The organism is Hydrogenophaga sp. GW456-12-10-14-TSB4 (assembly GCF_059424305.1).
This window is the reverse complement of record NZ_JBWKZH010000040.1, coordinates 39,010-54,851: the sequence shown is the minus strand read 5'-3', so window position 1 is coordinate 54,851 and position 15,842 is coordinate 39,010. Positions and strand designations below refer to the sequence as shown.

General features: G+C 69.9%; 15 protein-coding genes. 11 read left to right on the top strand and 4 right to left on the bottom strand.

All coding sequences use genetic code 11. The annotated features are described in order from the left end of the window. From AC07ZS_RS19025 to AC07ZS_RS19010, 4 genes are all read left to right on the top strand, one after another. Nucleotides 1-297, top strand: a 297-nt coding sequence (locus AC07ZS_RS19025) for a DUF3597 family protein (protein ID WP_494800086.1), incomplete at its 5' end; no start/stop codon positions are given. A gap of 153 nt (nt 298-450) precedes the next feature. Next, nucleotides 451-1,386, top strand: a complete 936-nt coding sequence (locus AC07ZS_RS19020) for an AAA family ATPase (RefSeq protein ID WP_494800085.1) — start codon at nt 451-453, stop codon at nt 1,384-1,386. A 7-nt stretch (nt 1,387-1,393) separates the two neighbouring features. Beyond that, nucleotides 1,394-2,560, top strand: coding sequence for a DUF58 domain-containing protein (locus AC07ZS_RS19015; protein WP_494800084.1), 1,167 nt, complete (start codon nt 1,394-1,396; stop codon nt 2,558-2,560). Beyond that, on the top strand, nt 2,557-3,840 hold the full coding sequence (locus AC07ZS_RS19010; protein ID WP_494800083.1) for a TgpA N-terminal domain-containing protein: 1,284 nt from the start codon (nt 2,557-2,559) through the stop codon (nt 3,838-3,840). Before AC07ZS_RS19015 ends, AC07ZS_RS19010 begins: the two co-directional genes overlap by 4 nt. A 58-nt stretch (nt 3,841-3,898) precedes the next feature. Here AC07ZS_RS19010 and AC07ZS_RS19005 read toward each other — a convergent pair whose 3' ends face one another. Continuing rightward, nucleotides 3,899-5,992: an Ig-like domain-containing protein gene (locus AC07ZS_RS19005; RefSeq protein ID WP_494800082.1), complete on the bottom strand. Its 2,094-nt coding sequence runs from the start codon at nt 5,990-5,992 to the stop codon at nt 3,899-3,901. A gap of 226 nt (nt 5,993-6,218) precedes the next feature. On the opposite strand from AC07ZS_RS19005, the gene AC07ZS_RS19000 reads away from it, so the two are divergent. Both AC07ZS_RS19000 and AC07ZS_RS18995 read left to right on the top strand, forming a co-directional pair. Beyond that, a complete protein-coding gene (locus AC07ZS_RS19000) occupies nt 6,219-6,896 on the top strand; it encodes a response regulator (protein WP_494800081.1) in 678 nt (225 codons plus the stop codon). Further along, nucleotides 6,889-8,745 (top strand): sensor histidine kinase, encoded by a 1,857-nt coding sequence (locus tag AC07ZS_RS18995; RefSeq protein WP_494800080.1) that lies wholly within the window; start codon nt 6,889-6,891, stop codon nt 8,743-8,745. Before AC07ZS_RS19000 ends, AC07ZS_RS18995 begins: the two co-directional genes overlap by 8 nt. Before the next feature lie 26 nt (nt 8,746-8,771). On the opposite strand, the gene AC07ZS_RS18990 is transcribed toward AC07ZS_RS18995, so the two are convergent. Genes AC07ZS_RS18990 through AC07ZS_RS18980 form a run of 3 tightly spaced genes read right to left on the bottom strand, consistent with a single transcriptional unit; the run spans nt 8,772 to nt 10,736 of the window. Further along, entirely contained in the window at nt 8,772-8,963 is a 192-nt protein-coding gene (locus AC07ZS_RS18990; protein WP_494800079.1) for a hypothetical protein, read from the bottom strand. A gap of 7 nt (nt 8,964-8,970) precedes the next feature. Next, entirely contained in the window at nt 8,971-9,702 is a 732-nt protein-coding gene (locus tag AC07ZS_RS18985; protein WP_494800078.1) for an ATP-binding cassette domain-containing protein, read from the bottom strand. Beyond that, nucleotides 9,699-10,736: a tripartite tricarboxylate transporter substrate binding protein gene (locus tag AC07ZS_RS18980; RefSeq protein ID WP_494800077.1), complete on the bottom strand. Its 1,038-nt coding sequence runs from the start codon at nt 10,734-10,736 to the stop codon at nt 9,699-9,701. Before AC07ZS_RS18980 ends, AC07ZS_RS18985 begins: the two co-directional genes overlap by 4 nt. A 193-nt stretch (nt 10,737-10,929) precedes the next feature. On the opposite strand from AC07ZS_RS18980, the gene AC07ZS_RS18975 reads away from it, so the two are divergent. Genes AC07ZS_RS18975 through AC07ZS_RS18955 form a run of 5 tightly spaced genes read left to right on the top strand, consistent with a single transcriptional unit; the run spans nt 10,930 to nt 15,629 of the window. Next, nucleotides 10,930-11,898, top strand: coding sequence for a PQQ-dependent catabolism-associated beta-propeller protein (locus AC07ZS_RS18975; protein ID WP_494800076.1), 969 nt, complete (start codon nt 10,930-10,932; stop codon nt 11,896-11,898). Next, the gene (locus AC07ZS_RS18970; RefSeq protein WP_494800075.1) at nt 11,898-13,082 is read left to right on the top strand and encodes an ABC transporter substrate-binding protein; all 1,185 of its coding nucleotides are present in this window, start codon (nt 11,898-11,900) and stop codon (nt 13,080-13,082) included. The genes AC07ZS_RS18975 and AC07ZS_RS18970 overlap by 1 nt, the downstream gene beginning before the upstream one ends. Continuing rightward, nucleotides 13,064-13,906 (top strand): ABC transporter permease, encoded by an 843-nt coding sequence (locus AC07ZS_RS18965; RefSeq protein WP_494800074.1) that lies wholly within the window; start codon nt 13,064-13,066, stop codon nt 13,904-13,906. Before AC07ZS_RS18970 ends, AC07ZS_RS18965 begins: the two co-directional genes overlap by 19 nt. A gap of 2 nt (nt 13,907-13,908) precedes the next feature. Continuing rightward, nucleotides 13,909-14,694, top strand: a complete 786-nt coding sequence (locus tag AC07ZS_RS18960) for a quinoprotein dehydrogenase-associated SoxYZ-like carrier (RefSeq protein ID WP_494800073.1) — start codon at nt 13,909-13,911, stop codon at nt 14,692-14,694. Further along, complete coding sequence (locus AC07ZS_RS18955; protein ID WP_494800090.1) at nt 14,694-15,629, top strand: quinoprotein relay system zinc metallohydrolase 1; 936 nt, start codon at nt 14,694-14,696, stop codon at nt 15,627-15,629. Before AC07ZS_RS18960 ends, AC07ZS_RS18955 begins: the two co-directional genes overlap by 1 nt. Nucleotides 15,630-15,842 lie beyond the last annotated feature (213 nt).

The window sequence follows — 15,842 nt, the reverse complement described above, 5'->3', positions numbered from 1 at the left end:
GCCCCGGCCGCCGCCCCCGCCGTCGCTTCGATCACCATGGTCGACGTGATGGCCCTGATGGAGAAGAAGGCGGCCGCCAACTCGCAGAAGCTGAACTGGAAAACCTCCATCGTCGACCTGCTCAAGCTGCTGGACCTCGACAGCAGCCTCGACGCACGCAAGGCGCTCGCCAAGGAGCTGTATTGCCCCGATGAGCTGATGGGCGATTCGGCCAAGATGAACATGTGGCTGCACAAGAACGTGCTGGCCCACATCGCCGCCAACGGCGGCAACGTGCCGAAGGAGCTGTTCAGCTGATCGGCTGTTCGCGCTCTGGAAAAACGCCCCGCTTGCGGGGCGTTGTCGTTTCGTGATGAAGCGCACGGGGCCGCTCGGTGGTTGCGGCTACAGTCCTGGGCGGGAGCCGTTCCTTCGAGGGGCGGTGTGTCGAGGATCAGGGAGCCGCAAGAAATGCCATCACCGGGAAACCACGTCGCCCGCGACATCGTTCGCAACATCGAAACCGTTCTTCGAGGCAAGCACCGGCAGGTGGAGCTTGCGCTGGCAACCGTGGTGGCCGGCGGGCATCTGCTGATCGAAGACGTGCCCGGCCTGGGCAAGACCATGCTGGCGCGCGCGCTGGCCGTGTCCCTCGGTCTCACGTTCAAGCGCATCCAGTTCACCGCCGACCTGATGCCGTCGGACATCGTCGGCGGGCCGGTCTACAACCCCAAGGACGGCAGCTTCGTGGTGCGCCCGGGGCCCGCGTTCTCCCACATCGTGCTGGCGGACGAAATCAACCGCGCCAACCCCCGCGCCCAGTCGGCCTTGCTGGAGTGCATGGAAGAAGGGCAGATCTCGCTCGACGGCCGCACCTTCGCGCTGCCCGCGCCGTTCACGGTGCTCGCGACGCAGAACCCCATCGACATGGCGGGCACCTACCCCTTGCCGGAAGCCCAGCTGGACCGTTTCCTGATCCGCCTGTCGCTGGGCTATCCGGACGCCGCCACCGAAACCAGCCTGATCGGTGCGCAGCAGTTCGCGCACCCGATCAACAGCCTGCGCGCGGTCTGCGACCCGGCGAGCTTCGCGACGCTGGTCGAAGCCTCGCGCAAGGTGACCATCACGGACGAGGTGGCGGCCTTCATGACGGCCATCGTGGTCGCCACGCGGCAGCACGCCGCCATCCAGTTCGGCGCCAGCCCGCGCGGCACGCTGGGCCTGGCGCGCATGGCGCGGGCGCTGAGCTGCATCCGGGGTCTCGACTACGTGGACCCGGCCGTGGTGCGCGAGATCGCCGAGCCGGTGCTGGCGCATCGGGTGATCCTGAAGTCGCAGGGCATCTCGGACCGCTCGGCCGCTTCGGTCATCGCGGAGATCCTGGCCGGCCAGCGCACGCCGAAGTGAGCGTGCGATGGAACGCTGGCTGTCGAAGTCGCGCGTCCTGATCGGTTTGAGCGCCGTGCTGCTGGTGGCGGCGCTCAACCGGCACGACGGCATGCTCTACCGCATGTTCCTGTTCATGGCCACGCTGTGCGCGCTGGGCTATGTTCTTCCCTGGCTGTCGCTGCGCAGCTTGCGCATGACGCTCGAAGCCGGGCGGCAGATCGAGGTCACCGAAGGCGCGCCGCTGGCCCTGGGCATCCTGGTCGAGAAAGCCTCCCGCTGGCCCGCCTTCATGGTGGACGTGCAGACTGAATGGACGTGTTCCGGCCGCACCACCGTGCTGCGCGAGACCATCGGCGTGATCCGCCAGGGGCAGACCGCCGACCTCTCGCACCGCATGACCCTCGATTGCCGGGGCGAGTACGTGCTCACGGCCGCGCGCCTGACCTGTGGCTTTCCGCTTGGGCTGATGCAGGCCACCCATACGCTGGCCCGCCCCGACCTGCGGGTCCTGGTGCTGCCGCGGCCGCTGGAGACCCATTGGCCGCTGGCCTGGGACGTGACCGAAGACCACCGAGGCGAGCTGAGCACGCGGCGGCTGGGCCAGTCGCTGGAGCCCGGCGTCCTTCGGCCGTACACGCAGGGCGAGCCGGTCGGGCGGGTCAGCTGGGGCGCGTCTGCCCGCGCCGGGGAACTCATCATCCAGCACTTCCAGCAACCGGGCGTGCAGCGATTGCGCGTGGTGGTGGATCGGCCGGCGCAGGCGGAACTGGGCGATGCCGGGAGCGCGGGCGAGCAGGCCATCCGGCGCGCGGCGGGCCTGGTGCTGGGCAGTGTGCAGCAAGGCGTGCAGACCTTCACCTACGTCCCGGACCAGCCGGAGCCGGTGCCGCAGACCGCCTCGCTGCTGCAGGCCCTGGCTTGCGTCAGGGCAGGCAGCACGGCCTTGCCCCGCCTGTTGGCGCGGGTGGCGGCCGACGCCCGGCCGGGCGAACAGGTGGCGCTGGTGGTGAGCGCGGCGACGGCGGCCGGACCGTTGCTGGCCATGCTGGATCGCACGCGCCTGCACGGCGTGCAGGTCGTGGTGTTCGTCGCTCAGCGGCGGCAGGCCGGCTTGCAGGATCAGACCCAGGCGCTCGCGCTGCGCGGCGTGCTGGAAGCCGCGGGCTGGCGGGTCCATGGGGATGCGCCATGACGGGGCCGCTCAGCCGCACGGTGGTGGCGCTGACAGGCGCGAGCTTCCTGTGCGCGGGCCTGTCGTTCTCGTATCTGGATCGCCGCTATGGCCATTTTTCCGCAGAGGGGTTCTTCTGGGTGGTGTGGACCCTGCTCGGTTTCGGAGGGGCCTGGCTGCGCGGCGGCGGCAACCCGGCAGGGGCCCGGCGCCACTGGAAGGTACAAGGCATCGTGGGTGCCACGCTGGCCATCTTTCCGGGCTATCTCATGTTCGGCATGGAGCGGTGGGTGGCTTTGGCGCTCATGCTGGTGATTGGCGCGCGGGCGGCGGTCATGCACACGCGCCGCGACTTCCACCTCACGCTGACCACGATCTTCGTGGTGACGTTTCTGTCCGCGTCCCATGGGGCCGCGAACTGGACGCTCTGGGTCTACCTGGGCCCTTGCTGGCTGCTGGCGGGTCTGGCGCTGACGTGGGACCACGCCGCAGAGGCCCGGATCCCGCCTTGGACCAAGGTGCTGCTCAACGGCGGTTTCATGGTGTCGTGCCTGCTCGTGGCGCTGGTGATCCATGCGGTCGTGCCTCAACCGGACATCGAGGGGTTCGGCTTCCTGCCGCCAGGGACCGACCACCCGGGCCAGTTCAACACGCCCACGACAAGCCAGCCTGGCAGCGGCCGGCTGCCGGGTGGTGGAGGTGCGGGCGGTGCAGTCGAAGGGACAGGGGGGCCAGCGGGCGGCGGCTGGGCCAGCGGTTGGGGGCAGGACTTGCAGGCGATGCGTCGCGCCCTGAGCGACAAGGCCATGCCGGGATGGCAGCGCGACATGCTGGGCCAGGCGCTGGGCGCCATGGAGGGCACGGCGCAGGCCCTGGACCGGCTGGAGCAGAAGGTGTCCCGCCTGTTGAGCGACCTGGACTGGATGGATCTGCTGTGGCTGTTGCTCGCCGCGCTGCTGCTGGTTCTCGCCTGGCGCTGGCGTTACCGCCTCGGGATGCGCCTGGCCCTGTCGCTGGCGTGGCTGCTGAGCCGCCGGCACCCGATGGCCTCGATGCGGGTGAGCGCTGCGTCGCTGGGCTGGGCGTTGCACGTCCACGGCCATCCCCGGGGCCAAGGTCAGTCGGTGCGGGAGCACTGGAACAGCCTCCCGAAGGCGCCTGACTCGGTGCGCACCTGGGTCCGCAAGGCCACCCACCTCTACGGCGCTTCACGGTTCGGCGGGCAGCGGCCGACCGCCATGTCTGCGGACCGGATGCGCCAGCTGGTGACGGTGACGGCCGATGCGTTGCTGAGGCGCTGACCGCGCAAAAAAAAGCCCCGCCGAAGCGGGGCTGGAGAGAAAGAAAAGCCCGGGTGCTTCAGGGCACGATGTTGAGCTGGTACAGCGCGTAGAAGTTGGCGTACTCGCGCCCGGCGACGTCGCGGGCGGAGAGGTGCAGGCCGCTCAGGCGCGACCCCTCGGCGAAGGTCGGGCCGCCGTTGAGGCAGTGGTCGTCCGTCACGCTCTGCTGCGAGCAGGCCACGACGGCCTGGCGTGCCGACGACCGCACCTCGACCGAGTCGGTGAAGTTGGCGTTGCTGCCCGTGCGCGGTGAGCGGCCGAACATCGTGATCTGCGTGGGAGGCAACTGGCCCGTGCCCACGCTCCAGCCGTTGCCGCCGCCTTCGGTGGAGATGTCGCCGGGGTCGCCAGCGACGAACACGATCTGTCCCGCGTCCTGCACGCCGGCCGGCTCGGTGCCCGACTGGATCTCGGCGATCAGGCCCGGCGTGAGCTGCGCGAGGCCCTGGGTGCGGAGCTCGGCAATGGTGAGGGCGCGGGCGCGGTTCTTGTAGTGCTGCACCTCGGGCACCAGGGTGTCGTCATGCGGCGTGGCCGGGTCGTCGAAGTTGAGGTAGTACTCGAACCGCCAGCTGCCCTGCGACTTGGCCGCGGCCAGGCTGGCTTCGGTGCGGTCCGGATCGGCCACGAAGAACAGCGTGGGGTCCACGTTGCGCGGATGGGGGCGCGAGGTGCTGCCGTCCACGTACTCGCTGCGCAGGCGCACGAAGCTGGTGCCGGAGACCACCGGGCCGGGCTTGACCAGGCCCAGGAAGCTGGAGTTGCCGCTCGGTTGCAGGGTGAGGACCGCGCCGGTCGGCGTGGTCACCACGACGCGGTTGAACACCGGGCCCAGGTTGCCCGGGCGCTGGCGGTTGGCCACGTCCAGCACGTAGCCGGTGCTGAAGTAGTCGTAGGCTTCCTGGCCCAGGCTGATGAAGTTGCGCCGCTGCTGGTAGGCCGCGACACGGCCGGGGAAGCGGTACTGGTTGCCGATCAGCCGCAGCTTGCCGTCCCCAGTGGTGGTGCGCAACACGAAGCTGTCGTAGGACTCGCTGCCGTCGGGGCCGGTGGTCTTGTAGCCGACGACGATGTCCTTGTCGGCGTTGTCGCGGGTGAACTCGTAGGTGCCCTGGCTGAACACCACGCCGACCGCGTTGGGGTTGAAGAGGCTGGCGAAGGCGCCGGTGCTGCTCACCGTGCCGCCGTTGCTCTTGAAGAGCGTGGGGTCACCGTTGTGGAACACGTCGAGGCAGGCGGGCGCCAGCACCGTGTTGGGCGCCGACGCGCGCTGGTTGGCCGGCAGGGCATAGCAGGCGGTCAACGCCTGGAGGAACTGCGTGATCTTCGCGGAGGTGCCGTCGGCGATGAGCGTGGCCGGATCGATCACGGGCAAGGGCGTGACGTTCGCCGTGGCGCTGCTGAAGCTCAGGCTGGTGGGTTGCTGGCCGTCGGCCACTTCCTGCCGGACCGAGATCTCGATGTTGGTGGTGGTCGAGCTGGCTGGCAGGAAGGTGATGTTGACCGAATCCAGCAGGCGGTCGTAGCCGGTGCCATCGGTGCTGAACGTGCCCGTCAGTGGATTGAAGGCGGTCGTGCTGGTGGCCGTGAGCAGCGGGGCCAGGATGGCCTGCACCTCGGTCACGGTGTCGGCCACGGCCTGCGCCGAGATCACCGCATTGCCCGCGGCCAGTTCGCCGGCCAGCTTGCTCGGGTCACCGGAGGGCGAGAGGCGCGAGGCGATGAGCGTGGTGATCGGTGTAATGTTGGCGGTGGTCGCGCTGGCCGACGGGATCACGCTGACCAGCGTCTGGACCGCACCGTTGGCGTCGGTGCGGTTGGCCACCAGCACGAACGGCGCCACGGCCGCCGCGTCCAGCGTGATGCTGTAGGTGCCGTCGGTGCCGACGGGCTGGCTCTGCCCCACCGTGACACCGCGGCTGTCGACCACGGTGATGACGGCGCCTGTGAAGGCCGCTCCCATGGCGGCCACGCCGCGGGCGGTGAGGCCCGTCGGGGGCGTGACGGTGCCTCCGCCGCCGGCACCCGAGCCGACGCTGCTTCCGCCGCAGCCGGCCAGTGCCAGCATCAATGCGCCCGCCAGGGCATACCCTCTGTAGTTGTTTCGCATGCAATCTCCATGTGTTCGTGGGACGTGGCCGGGGACCCCTGGCCCCAGGCATCGGCATTGGAGGTCTGGCGACGACAAATTGCATCCCATGAACATGGGGTTCGAGGCGATCCTTCCCCCCGCTGTGTGCCGCTTTGCACGTTCGGCTCCCGCTTTCTGGGTATGCTCGATGCACCCCGCGCACAACCCATCAGTCCAACCCGCGGGATGCTGGAGACCGATCCCGATGTGGCGTGTGCTGATCGTCGAAGACGACCCCGAGATGCGCAGTTTTTTCGAGTCCTGCGTGGCCCGCTCGCCGGCCCTGGCGCTGGCCGGCTGCGTTGGCACGGTGGCGCACGCCAAGGACTGCCTGGCCCGCCCGGGCGAGGGCGTGGACGTGCTGTTGACCGATCTGGGCCTGCCCGACGGTTCCGGTCTGGAGGTCATTCGGCAGGCCCGCCTGACCCACCCCGACTGCGAGACCCTGGTCATCTCCATGTTCGGCGACGAGGACAACGTGCTGGCCAGCATCGAGGCCGGTGCGCTGGGCTACATCCACAAGGACGCGGCACCGGAAGACATCGCCCAGACCATCCTGGAGATGAAAGCCGGAGGCTCACCGATCTCGCCCATGATCGCCCGCCGCGTGCTGGCCAAGTACGCCGCACGCCAGGCCGCCGTGCCACCCCCCGCCGCCGCGCCGCGCCCGGTCGAACGCCCGCCCTTGTCGCGCCGCGAGCAGGAGGTGCTCGGCCTGATCGCCCGGGGCTTCTCGTACCAGGAGATCGCGAACCTGCAGGGCGTGAGCGTGCACACCGTGCAGGCGCACATCAAGAGCCTTTACAGCAAGCTGGCGGTGCACTCCAAGATGGAGGCGGTGTTTGAAGCCACCCGCATGGGCATGTTGCCGCGGCATGACTGAGCGCATCGGGTGGCGCTGGCTGGTGTGCCTGTGTCTGGCTCTGGGCCTGACGGGATCGCTGCACGCCGACGATGAAGAAGCGCCGCATCGGCCGGCATTGGAGCTGCGCGAAGCCCAGGCCACCGTGGTGGTGGACGGCCAGACCGAGCAGCGCCAGCTCACCCTGCCTTACCACTGGGACCGCCACAACCCCGGGCGTGCCGGCCGGGCGACCTTCGATCTCAGCTTCACATTGCCCGAGGAGCCGCTGGGCCCCTGGGGCATCTACCTGCCCCGGCTGGGCAACGCCTATGAGGTCTGGCTCAACGACATGCTGGTGCAGCACGAGGGCGACATGCAGCAGGGGAACGGGGCGGACTACGCGCAGGTGCCTCGGCTGGTGCCGCTGCCCGCGGGCCTGCTGGAGCGGAACAACACCCTGAAGGTTCGGGTCCGCGCCGATGTGGGGCGCCGTGGCGGGCTCTCCACCGTGTGGATCGGGCCGCGAGAGTCGGTCGCGGCGAAGTACGCCGAGTCCTATCGCTGGCGGGTGACGGGCTCCATGATCGTGGTTGGCTTCAGCCTCATCGTCGGGCTGATCTCACTCTCGCTCTGGGTGACACAGCCCGATCTGTCCAACACGGCCCGCCAGCAGCGCGACCCGCTGTACCTGTACGCCGGTCTGGCCGAACTGTTCTGGGCGGTCCGGGTCGGCGACGCGCTCATCGAGAACCCGGTGCTGCCCTGGCCCTGGTGGGGCGTTGTGCCGGTGGTGGCGCTCGCGGTCTGGAGCTGGAGCATGGGGCTGTTCTGCATGAACGTGGCGCGCTGGGAGAACCGGCCGGCCGGCCGCCTGATGGCCAACTGGCTGATGGCCCTGATGCTGGTCAGCGGGCCCATGGCGATCTGGGCGCTGGGCTTCGGCCACCCGCTGGCGCTCACGACCTGGTACGCGGCGCTGGGCCTGACCTTTCTGGTGTTCGGTGCGGTCTTCCTGGGTCTGGCGCTGCGCGGCGCCAGCGTGCCGCATCGGGTGGTGGCGCTGGCGGTGCTGCTCAACGTGGCGGTGGGTGCTCGCGATCTCTACGTGTTCCGCATCAACCCGACCTACGCCGACAGCACCCTGATGCGGTACTCGTCGGTGGTGTTCGGCCTGGGGCTGGTCTACATCGTCATCGAGCGGTTCCGCCGGGTCTCGGCCCAGGCGCGCGACCTGCTGAACAACCTGGCCGCGCGGGTGAGCGAGAAGGAGCGGGAGCTTGCCACGACCTACCAGCGGGTGGAGCAACTGGCCCGCGAGCAGGAGCGCACCGCCGAGCGGACCCGCATCCTGCGCGACATGCACGACGGCGTGGGAGCCCACATCAGCTCGGCGATCCGGCAGCTCGAGTCGGGCCGGTCCAGCCAGCAGGAGCTGCTGCAGACGCTGCGCGATTCGCTGGACCAGCTCAAGCTGTCGATCGACGCCATGAACCTGCCGCCGGGCGACGTGACGGCGCTGCTGGCCAACCTGCGCTACCGCCTGGAGCCTCGCCTGCAGGCCAGCGACATCGCGCTGCGCTGGGCGGTGGAACTGATCGAGCCGCTGCAACGGCTGGACGCCGGCGCGATGCGCCAGCTGCAGTTCATGGTCTTCGAGGCCTTGTCCAACGTGCTGCAGCATGCGCAGGCGACGGAGCTGAGCATCGAAGCCGTCGCGGCCGGGCAGGGCGTGCGCTTGCGCATCGTGGACAACGGCCGCGGATTCGACGCCACCGTGGCGTGGCGCAAGGGCCTGCTGGCGATGCGGGAACGCGCCCGCGCGATCGGCGCGGTGCTCTCGCTGCAGAGTGCGCCCGGGCGCACGGTGGTGGAGATCCAGTTGCGTTGACGGTTCTGGCCAGAACGCAATGCGGCTCACCCCGCCAGGTTGCGGAAAAAATAGCGCGCCAGCTCCACCCAGAAGTCGCCCCCGGCATGCTGTTGCCACAGCAACGAAATGTCGGCAAAACCCTTGTGGAAGATCATTGCGAGCATGCCCGTCAGGCCGACGATGCCCACCACCTGCAGGGCGGTCTTGAACCGGGCGTCGGGGTCCTTGTCGGGCATGCCCCGATTATGGCGACCCGAGCTGGCGCAGCACCTCGGCCTGGAAGTCCGTGCCCTGCGCCTTGGCCATGAAGGCCGGTATCGATCCCTCGAAGCGCACCGTGCCCTGGTGCAGCAGCATCAGCCGATCGGCGCCATGCACTTCCTCGATCAGGTGCGTGGCCCACAGCACGCCCATGCCGCGCGCGCGGCACAGGCCGCGCACGGTGTCCAGCAACTGCTGGCGCGAGGCCGGGTCCAGGCCCACGGTGGCCTCGTCCATCAGCAGCACGCGCGGTTCGTGCAGCAGCGCGCGCACCAGTTCGACCTTGCGCCGCGTGCCGCCCGAGAGGCTGCGCACCACGGCGCGGGCCTGTTCGCCCAGGCCCATGCTGTCGAGGTGTGTGGCGATGCGTTCGCGCGCCAGCGCGCGCGGCAGGCCGTGCAGATCGGTGTGGAACAGCAGGTTGGCCATCACCGACAGGTCCAGATCGAGCGCGCTTTGCTGGAACACCACGCCCAGCCCGGCCAGCGCGCGGCTGGGGTGGCGGCGCATGTCGTGGCCCAGCACCTCGATGCGGCCCTGGTCGGGGGTGAACAGGCCGGTGAGCAATTGCAGCAAGGTGGACTTGCCCGCGCCGTTGGGGCCGAGCAGCGCGAGCATCTCGCCGGCCTGCAGGCTCACGCCCACGCCCTTGAGCGCGGGTTTGCCGGCGTAGGCCTTGTGCAGGCCTTCGGCCTGGAGCAAAGGCGTGTTCATCCGCTCACCCCCGTCGGTTTGGCCAGCAGGTTCATGCGCTGCAGCAGGCGCTTCTCGCGTTCCACCGCGTCGCGCACGGCCTGCCGGTAGTCGCGGGTGTTGAGGTAGTCCAGCGTCTGGTCGTAGCGCGCGAGTTCGCGCAGGTGGCGCTCGCTCTGCATGGCGCGGGCGAACACGTCGTGCAGTTTCTGGACCACGGCCTCCGGTGTGCCGCGCGGCGCGGCCAGGCCCCAGGGCGAGGTATAGACCGAGCGGGGGTAACCGAGTTCGCGCAGCGTGGGCGCGTCGGGCCAGCGCGGGCTGCGCTGCGCGCTGAAGACAGCGAGCAGGCGGACCTTGCCCTGGTCCACCCAGGGCGCGAAGCCGGTGGAGTTCACCCCCGCCATCAGCTGGCCGCCGGCGATCGCGAGCATCTGGTCGGCCGTGCCGCGGTAGGGCACGTGCACATAACGGATGCCGCGCTGCAACAGGATCTCTTCCATCGCCAGGTGGGCGGTGGTGCCGATGCCGGTGGAGCCGAGGATGAGTTCACCCGGGTGCTCGCGCGCCCAGTCGAGCATCTCGGGCAACTGCTTCCAGGGGCTGGCGCCGGGCACCAGCACGCCGAAGGTGGTGCCCGAGACCTGCACGATGGGGCTGAGGTCGGCCACCGGGTCCCAGGGCACGTGGTTCATGAGCGCGTGCCGGTACACGGTGATGGGCACCTGGCCGATGGTGTGGCCGTCGGGCTCGGCCACCTTGAGCAGCGGCGCCACCTGCGTGCCGGCCGCGCCGGGCCGGTTGATCACCACGATGGGCTGGCCCAGCAGGGGCTCGGCTTCCTCGCACAGGATGCGCAGCGTGAGGTCGGTCGCGCCGCCAGCGGGCCAGGGCACGATGAGCTGCAGGGGGCGGGTGGGCCAGGCCGCCGTGCTGGCCAGCGCCGGGCCCGCTGACGCCGCCAGTGCCAGGCCCCAGGCCAACGCGCGGCGGCGTGTCACAGGGCAGTGTTCCTTGCTGGAACAGTCGGGAGGGCCGTGGGGCAGTCGGGTCATGCGGTGTGGGCCTGTGAAGCCGTGTGGTCTCAGGGTTTGTCCGTAGCGATCGGGCCGCCAGCGGGGTGTTTGGGGCATGTCATCGCAATTTCCATTCCGCGTTGGCGCTGGCATCGAATTTGCGGAACACGTGGCGCGGCGCCGCCCCGGCGACCGCTGTGCCACCCAAAACACCTGATCAGGAGACATCGACATGACCCGCCCGTTTCGTCTGTTCACGCTGGCGGCCCTGCTGGGCTGTGCATCCCTGGCCATGGCCCAGGGCAAGGTGTATGTGTCCAGCGAGAAGGACAACAAGCTCTATGTGTTTGACGCCCAGGGCGAACGTCTCGCGGCCATCGACGTGTGCAAGCGCCCGCGCCACATGATGTTCAACGCCAACCGCAGCCAGCTCTATGTGTGCTGCGGTGACAGCAACCAGCTCGGCGTGGTGGACACCGCCAGCGGCAAGATGACCGGCACTGTTCCATTGGGGGACAGTCCCGAGATCTTCGACCTCAGCCCCGACGGCAAGACGGTGTACGTGTCGATCGAGGACGAGAACGTGATGGCCGCCTACGACCTGGCGAGCAAGAAGCCCGTGTTCGAGGTGAAGACCGGCGGCGAGCCCGAGGGCGTGCTGGTCACGCCCGACGGCAAGTTCGCCTACGTCACCTCCGAGGTGGCCAACGTCGTGCATGTCATCGACCTGGGCCAGAAGAAGGTGATCAAGAACATCAAGGTGGGCAAGCGCCCGCGCCGCTTCGTGCTCGCCGCCGGCGGCGCCGAGCTGTGGGTCAGCAACGAACTCGACGCCACCGTGAGCGTGGTCGACACGAAAGACCACAGCGTCAAGGACACGGTGAAGTTCGCGGTGAAGGGCCTGCGCGAGGCCGACATCACCCCCGTGGGCATGGCACTGAGCCCGGACGGCAAGACCCTGTGGGTCGGGCTGGGCCGCGCCAACCACGTGGCAGAGGTGGACGTGGCCACGCGCACCGTGGGCCGCCAGGTGCTGGTGGGCAAGCGCGCCTGGGGCCTGACGGTGCACCCCGACGGCAAGACGCTGTACGTGACCAACGGCCTGTCGGACGACATGACCCTGGTGGACACGGCCGGCGCCAAGGCGGTGAAGACGGTGGCCGTGGGCCGCGTGCCGCACAGCGTGATCGTGGCGCCCTGATGTGGAAAGCCCCGCTGCTCGCGCTGGCCGCCTTGCTCGGTGCGCCGTCGGTGCAGGCCGCCGCGGTCAAGCTGACGGTGGCCGTGGTCTCGCTGGCCGATGACGCGCGCTACGCGCCGCGCCGCTTGGAGCGCGCCTACCCCGGCCACCCGCAGGGCCGGGCGGTGCAGGGCGTGCGGCTCGCGCTGGAAGACGCAGCGTTCGAGCTGGACGCCGCCGGCATCGAGCTCGTGCTGCGCGAGGTGGTGCTGCCCGATGCGGCGGCGCTGCCCAAGGCCCTGGCCGATCTCAAGGCGGCGAAGGTGCAGCACCTCGTGGCCGACCTGCCGCTGCCCGAATTGAGCCAGCTGGTGCAGAGCGCGCCGGCCGCGCTCGGCGGTGCCATGGTGTTCAACACCGGCCTGGACGATGACAGCCTGCGCGCGCAGGGCTGCGCCGCGCACCTGCTGCACACCCTGCCCAGCCGCCACATGGCCAGCGACGCGCTGGCGCAGTACCTGGCCGCGCGCAACTGGCGCAAGGTCTTGCTGCTGCAGGGGCCGGCACCGGGCGACCGGCTCGTGGGCGAGTCCTTCACCCGCGCGGCCAAGCGCTACGGCCTGAAGATCGTGCAGAGCAAACCCTTCAAGCTCAGCGGCGACCCGCGCGAGCGCGATCTGGCCAACACCCGGCTGCTCACCGGCGAGCGCGAGCACGAGGTGGTCGCCGTGATGGACGCCGACGGCGAGTTCGCGCGCACGCTGCCCTACGCCACGCAGTGGCCGCGCCCGGTGGTCGGTGCCAATGGCCTGGTGGCCGCCGCCTGGCACGCCCAGTGGGAGCGCAACGGCGGGCCGCAACTCTCGCGCCGGTTTCAGAAGCTTGCGCAGCGCCCCATGCAGTCGCACGACTGGTCGGCCTGGGTGGCGGGCCGAGCGGTGGCGACGGTGCTGGTGGACGATCCCAAGGCTTCGGTGGCCCAGCAGTTGAAGAAGCTGCGCGGCGGCAGCGTTTTCATCGACGGCTTCAAGGGCCCGCGCCTGTCCTTCCGTGCCTGGGACGGGCAGTTGCGCCAGCCGGTGTTCCTGAGCCACATCGACGGCGTGGTGGGCGTGGCGCCGCTGGACGGCGTGCTGCACCCCAAGGACGTGCTGGACACGCTGGGCGTGGACGAAGCGGAGAGCACATGCCGGCAACGCCCCTGAGTCCCCTGGGCGCGCCCTCGCTGCCGCTGCACCTGGCGCGCGCGCTGCGCGCCGTGGTCGGCCGCGAGCTGGGCCGCTTCCTGCGCCAGCCCACGCGCCTGGGCTCGGCGCTGGTGCGGCCGCTGCTGTGGTTCGTGGTGTTCTCGGCCGGTTTCCACAACGTGTTCGGCGTGGCCATCATCCCGCCCTACGAGACCTACATCGAATACCAGGTCTACATGGTGCCGGGCCTGCTGGGCATGGTGGCGCTGTTCAACGGCATGCAGAGCTCGCTCTCCATGGTGTACGACCGCGAGATGGGGGTGATGCGCCTGCTGCTCACCGCGCCGCTGGCGCGCGGCTGGCTGCTGGCCTTCAAGCTGCTGGGCAGCACCGTGCTCTCGGTGCTGCAGATGGCGGTGTTCCTGCTGATCGCGCTGGCCTTCGGTGTCGAGCCGGCCTGGGCGCACCTGCCGGGCCTGCTGCTGGCCATGGCCTGCGCCGCCGCGATGCTGGCCTCGCTGGGGCTCGTGCTCTCGGTGTACGTGAAGCAACTGGAGAACTTCGCCGGCACCATGAACTTCGTGATCTTCCCGATGTTCTTCATCAGCCCCGCGCTGTACCCGCTGTGGAAGCTGGAGGAGTCGGGTGCCTACTGGCTGCTGAAGATCGCGGAGTTCAACCCCTTCTCTCACGCGGTGGAGGCCATGCGCTTTGCGATGATGGGGAAGTTCAACGCGGTGGCCTGGGCCGTGTTGCTGGCGTGCACCGCCGTGTTCTTCGTGCTCGCGCTCTGGGGCTACGACCCGCAGCGCGGTTTCATCCGGCAGAAAGGCGGGGGCTGAGCATGCTGCGGCGTCGAACGTTGTTGTGGGGCGGCCTGCTGGGCGCGCCGCCGCTGTGGGCCGCGGACGACCCCACCGGGGGCGACCCACTGGGCTCGATGCAGTGGCCCACGCTGCGCCGGCAGTACCTGCGCGATGCGCCCATGGTGTTTTCCGAGGCGGTGACGGTGCGCGGCCCGGCCTTCGCCGACGACGCGATGAACGTGCCGCTGCTGGTGGACGCGCGCGGCCTGGCCGGCACGGGCGGCGGTGTGGCGCGCATCCTGGTGGTGGTGGACCGCAACCCGGTGCGCGAGGTGCTGGCCTTCGAGCCCTTGCGCGCGCTGCCCATGCTGGCGTTCCGCATCCGCATGGAGCAGGCCTCGCCTGTGCGCGCGATGGTGCAGACGGCGGACGGCCGCTGGCACGTGGGCGGCACCTGGGTACAGGCCGCCGGTGGCGGCTGCACGGTGCCCGGCGCCACGCGCGCCGACGGCTCGTGGAGCCGCACGCTCAACCAGGTGCAGGCGCGCTTCTTTCCCAACGTGATCGAAGGCAGCCGCCGCCTGCGCGTGCGCGTGATGCACCCGATGGACACCGGCCTGGTCGCGGGCATCCCCGCGTTCTACATCGAGCAGCTGCAGCTGGTGGACAGCGCCGGCCAGGTCTGGTGGCGCCTGGCCCTGCACGAGCCGGTGTCGGAGAACCCGCTGCTCACCTTCGAGCTGCCGCCGCAGCACGCCGGCGGTTTCCGGCTGACCGGGCGCGACAACAACGGCAACCGCATCGACGCCGAGGTGGTCGCATGATGGCCTGGCGCGTGGTGCCGTGGATGCTGGCGCTGTGGGCTGCCCCGGCGCACGCGCAACTCGACCACGACCTGCGGCCGCGCCAGATTGCCGAGCACACCTGGGTGATCGAAGGCGCGGTGGCCGACTTCTCGCGCGCCAACGGCTGCAACATCATCAACACCGCCTTCATCGCCACGGGCGAGGGCGTGGTGGTGGTCAACACCGGCCCTTCGCGCGGCTACGGCGAGCAGCAGCGCCGCGCCATCGAAGGTCTCACGCGCGAGCCGGTGCGCCACGTCTTCAACCTCAACCTGCACCCCGACTACTTCTTCGGCAACCAGGCCTGGGCCGACCGCCCCACGCAGGCCCTGGCCGGCAGCATCGCCGGCATGAAAGCCGAGGGCGCGGCCTACGCCGACAACCTCTACCGCCTGTGCGGCGACTGGATGAAGGGCACCGAGCCCACGCCGGCGCGCGAGGCGATCGAGCCGCGCACGCTGAGCCTGGGCGCACACACGCTGGAGCTGCGTCGCCTGAGCGGCCACACCCGCGACGACCTGGTGCTGATCGACCGCCGCACCGGGGTGCTGTTCGCTGGCGGCCTGGTGTTCGCCGAGCGCGTGCCCACCACGCCTCACGCCGATCCCGCCGCCTGGCTCGCCAGCCTGGACACGCTGGCGCAATGGCTGGCCGCGGGCGAGGTCCGGCAGGTCGTGCCGAGCCACGGTCCGGTGCACAGCGGTCCCGCCGGCGTGCAGCAGACGCGCGACTGGCTGCGCTGGCTCACCGCGCTCATGCAGGACAGCGCCGAGCAGGGCCTGGACCTGAGCGAGCTGCTGCGCACCCCGGTGCCCGCGCGCTTCGCCGGCTGGGCCGCACAGCCCGCCGAGCTGCACCGCAGCCTCGCGCAGTGGTACCCGCAGTACGAGCAGCGGGCGCTGTTGCAGCGGTGATTCGTTTCTGAACAGTGTCACAGCCGCGACCCGCTGCGCGGGCCGGACATGGCGCATTTCAGGCCGGAAAACCGCTCAAAAACGCTGGCATGGATGTTGCCATTTGCAGGTTGTGCAACCCCGAAGGCCCCAGGGCCGGGGTGTTCACGGGCGGCCGGGCATGGTGCTCGGTCGCAGGCATCACACATCCACGAACGAGCAGGAGACACACTG

Bases quoted from the DNA above. Each gene is read 5' to 3' on its own strand.
- AC07ZS_RS19020 (WP_494800085.1), top strand. From the start codon at position 451: ATGCCATCACCGGGAAACCACGTCGCCCGCGACATCGTTCGCAACATC.
- AC07ZS_RS19015 (WP_494800084.1), top strand. From the start codon at position 1,394: ATGGAACGCTGGCTGTCGAAGTCGCGCGTCCTGATCGGTTTGAGCGCC.
- AC07ZS_RS19010 (WP_494800083.1), top strand. From the start codon at position 2,557: ATGACGGGGCCGCTCAGCCGCACGGTGGTGGCGCTGACAGGCGCGAGC.
- AC07ZS_RS19005 (WP_494800082.1), bottom strand. From the start codon at position 5,992: ATGCGAAACAACTACAGAGGGTATGCCCTGGCGGGCGCATTGATGCTG.
- AC07ZS_RS19000 (WP_494800081.1), top strand. From the start codon at position 6,219: ATGTGGCGTGTGCTGATCGTCGAAGACGACCCCGAGATGCGCAGTTTT.
- AC07ZS_RS18995 (WP_494800080.1), top strand. From the start codon at position 6,889: ATGACTGAGCGCATCGGGTGGCGCTGGCTGGTGTGCCTGTGTCTGGCT.
- AC07ZS_RS18990 (WP_494800079.1), bottom strand. From the start codon at position 8,963: ATGCCCGACAAGGACCCCGACGCCCGGTTCAAGACCGCCCTGCAGGTG.
- AC07ZS_RS18985 (WP_494800078.1), bottom strand. From the start codon at position 9,702: ATGAACACGCCTTTGCTCCAGGCCGAAGGCCTGCACAAGGCCTACGCC.
- AC07ZS_RS18980 (WP_494800077.1), bottom strand. From the start codon at position 10,736: ATGACCCGACTGCCCCACGGCCCTCCCGACTGTTCCAGCAAGGAACAC.
- AC07ZS_RS18975 (WP_494800076.1), top strand. From the start codon at position 10,930: ATGACCCGCCCGTTTCGTCTGTTCACGCTGGCGGCCCTGCTGGGCTGT.
- AC07ZS_RS18970 (WP_494800075.1), top strand. From the start codon at position 11,898: ATGTGGAAAGCCCCGCTGCTCGCGCTGGCCGCCTTGCTCGGTGCGCCG.
- AC07ZS_RS18965 (WP_494800074.1), top strand. From the start codon at position 13,064: ATGCCGGCAACGCCCCTGAGTCCCCTGGGCGCGCCCTCGCTGCCGCTG.
- AC07ZS_RS18960 (WP_494800073.1), top strand. From the start codon at position 13,909: ATGCTGCGGCGTCGAACGTTGTTGTGGGGCGGCCTGCTGGGCGCGCCG.
- AC07ZS_RS18955 (WP_494800090.1), top strand. From the start codon at position 14,694: ATGGCCTGGCGCGTGGTGCCGTGGATGCTGGCGCTGTGGGCTGCCCCG.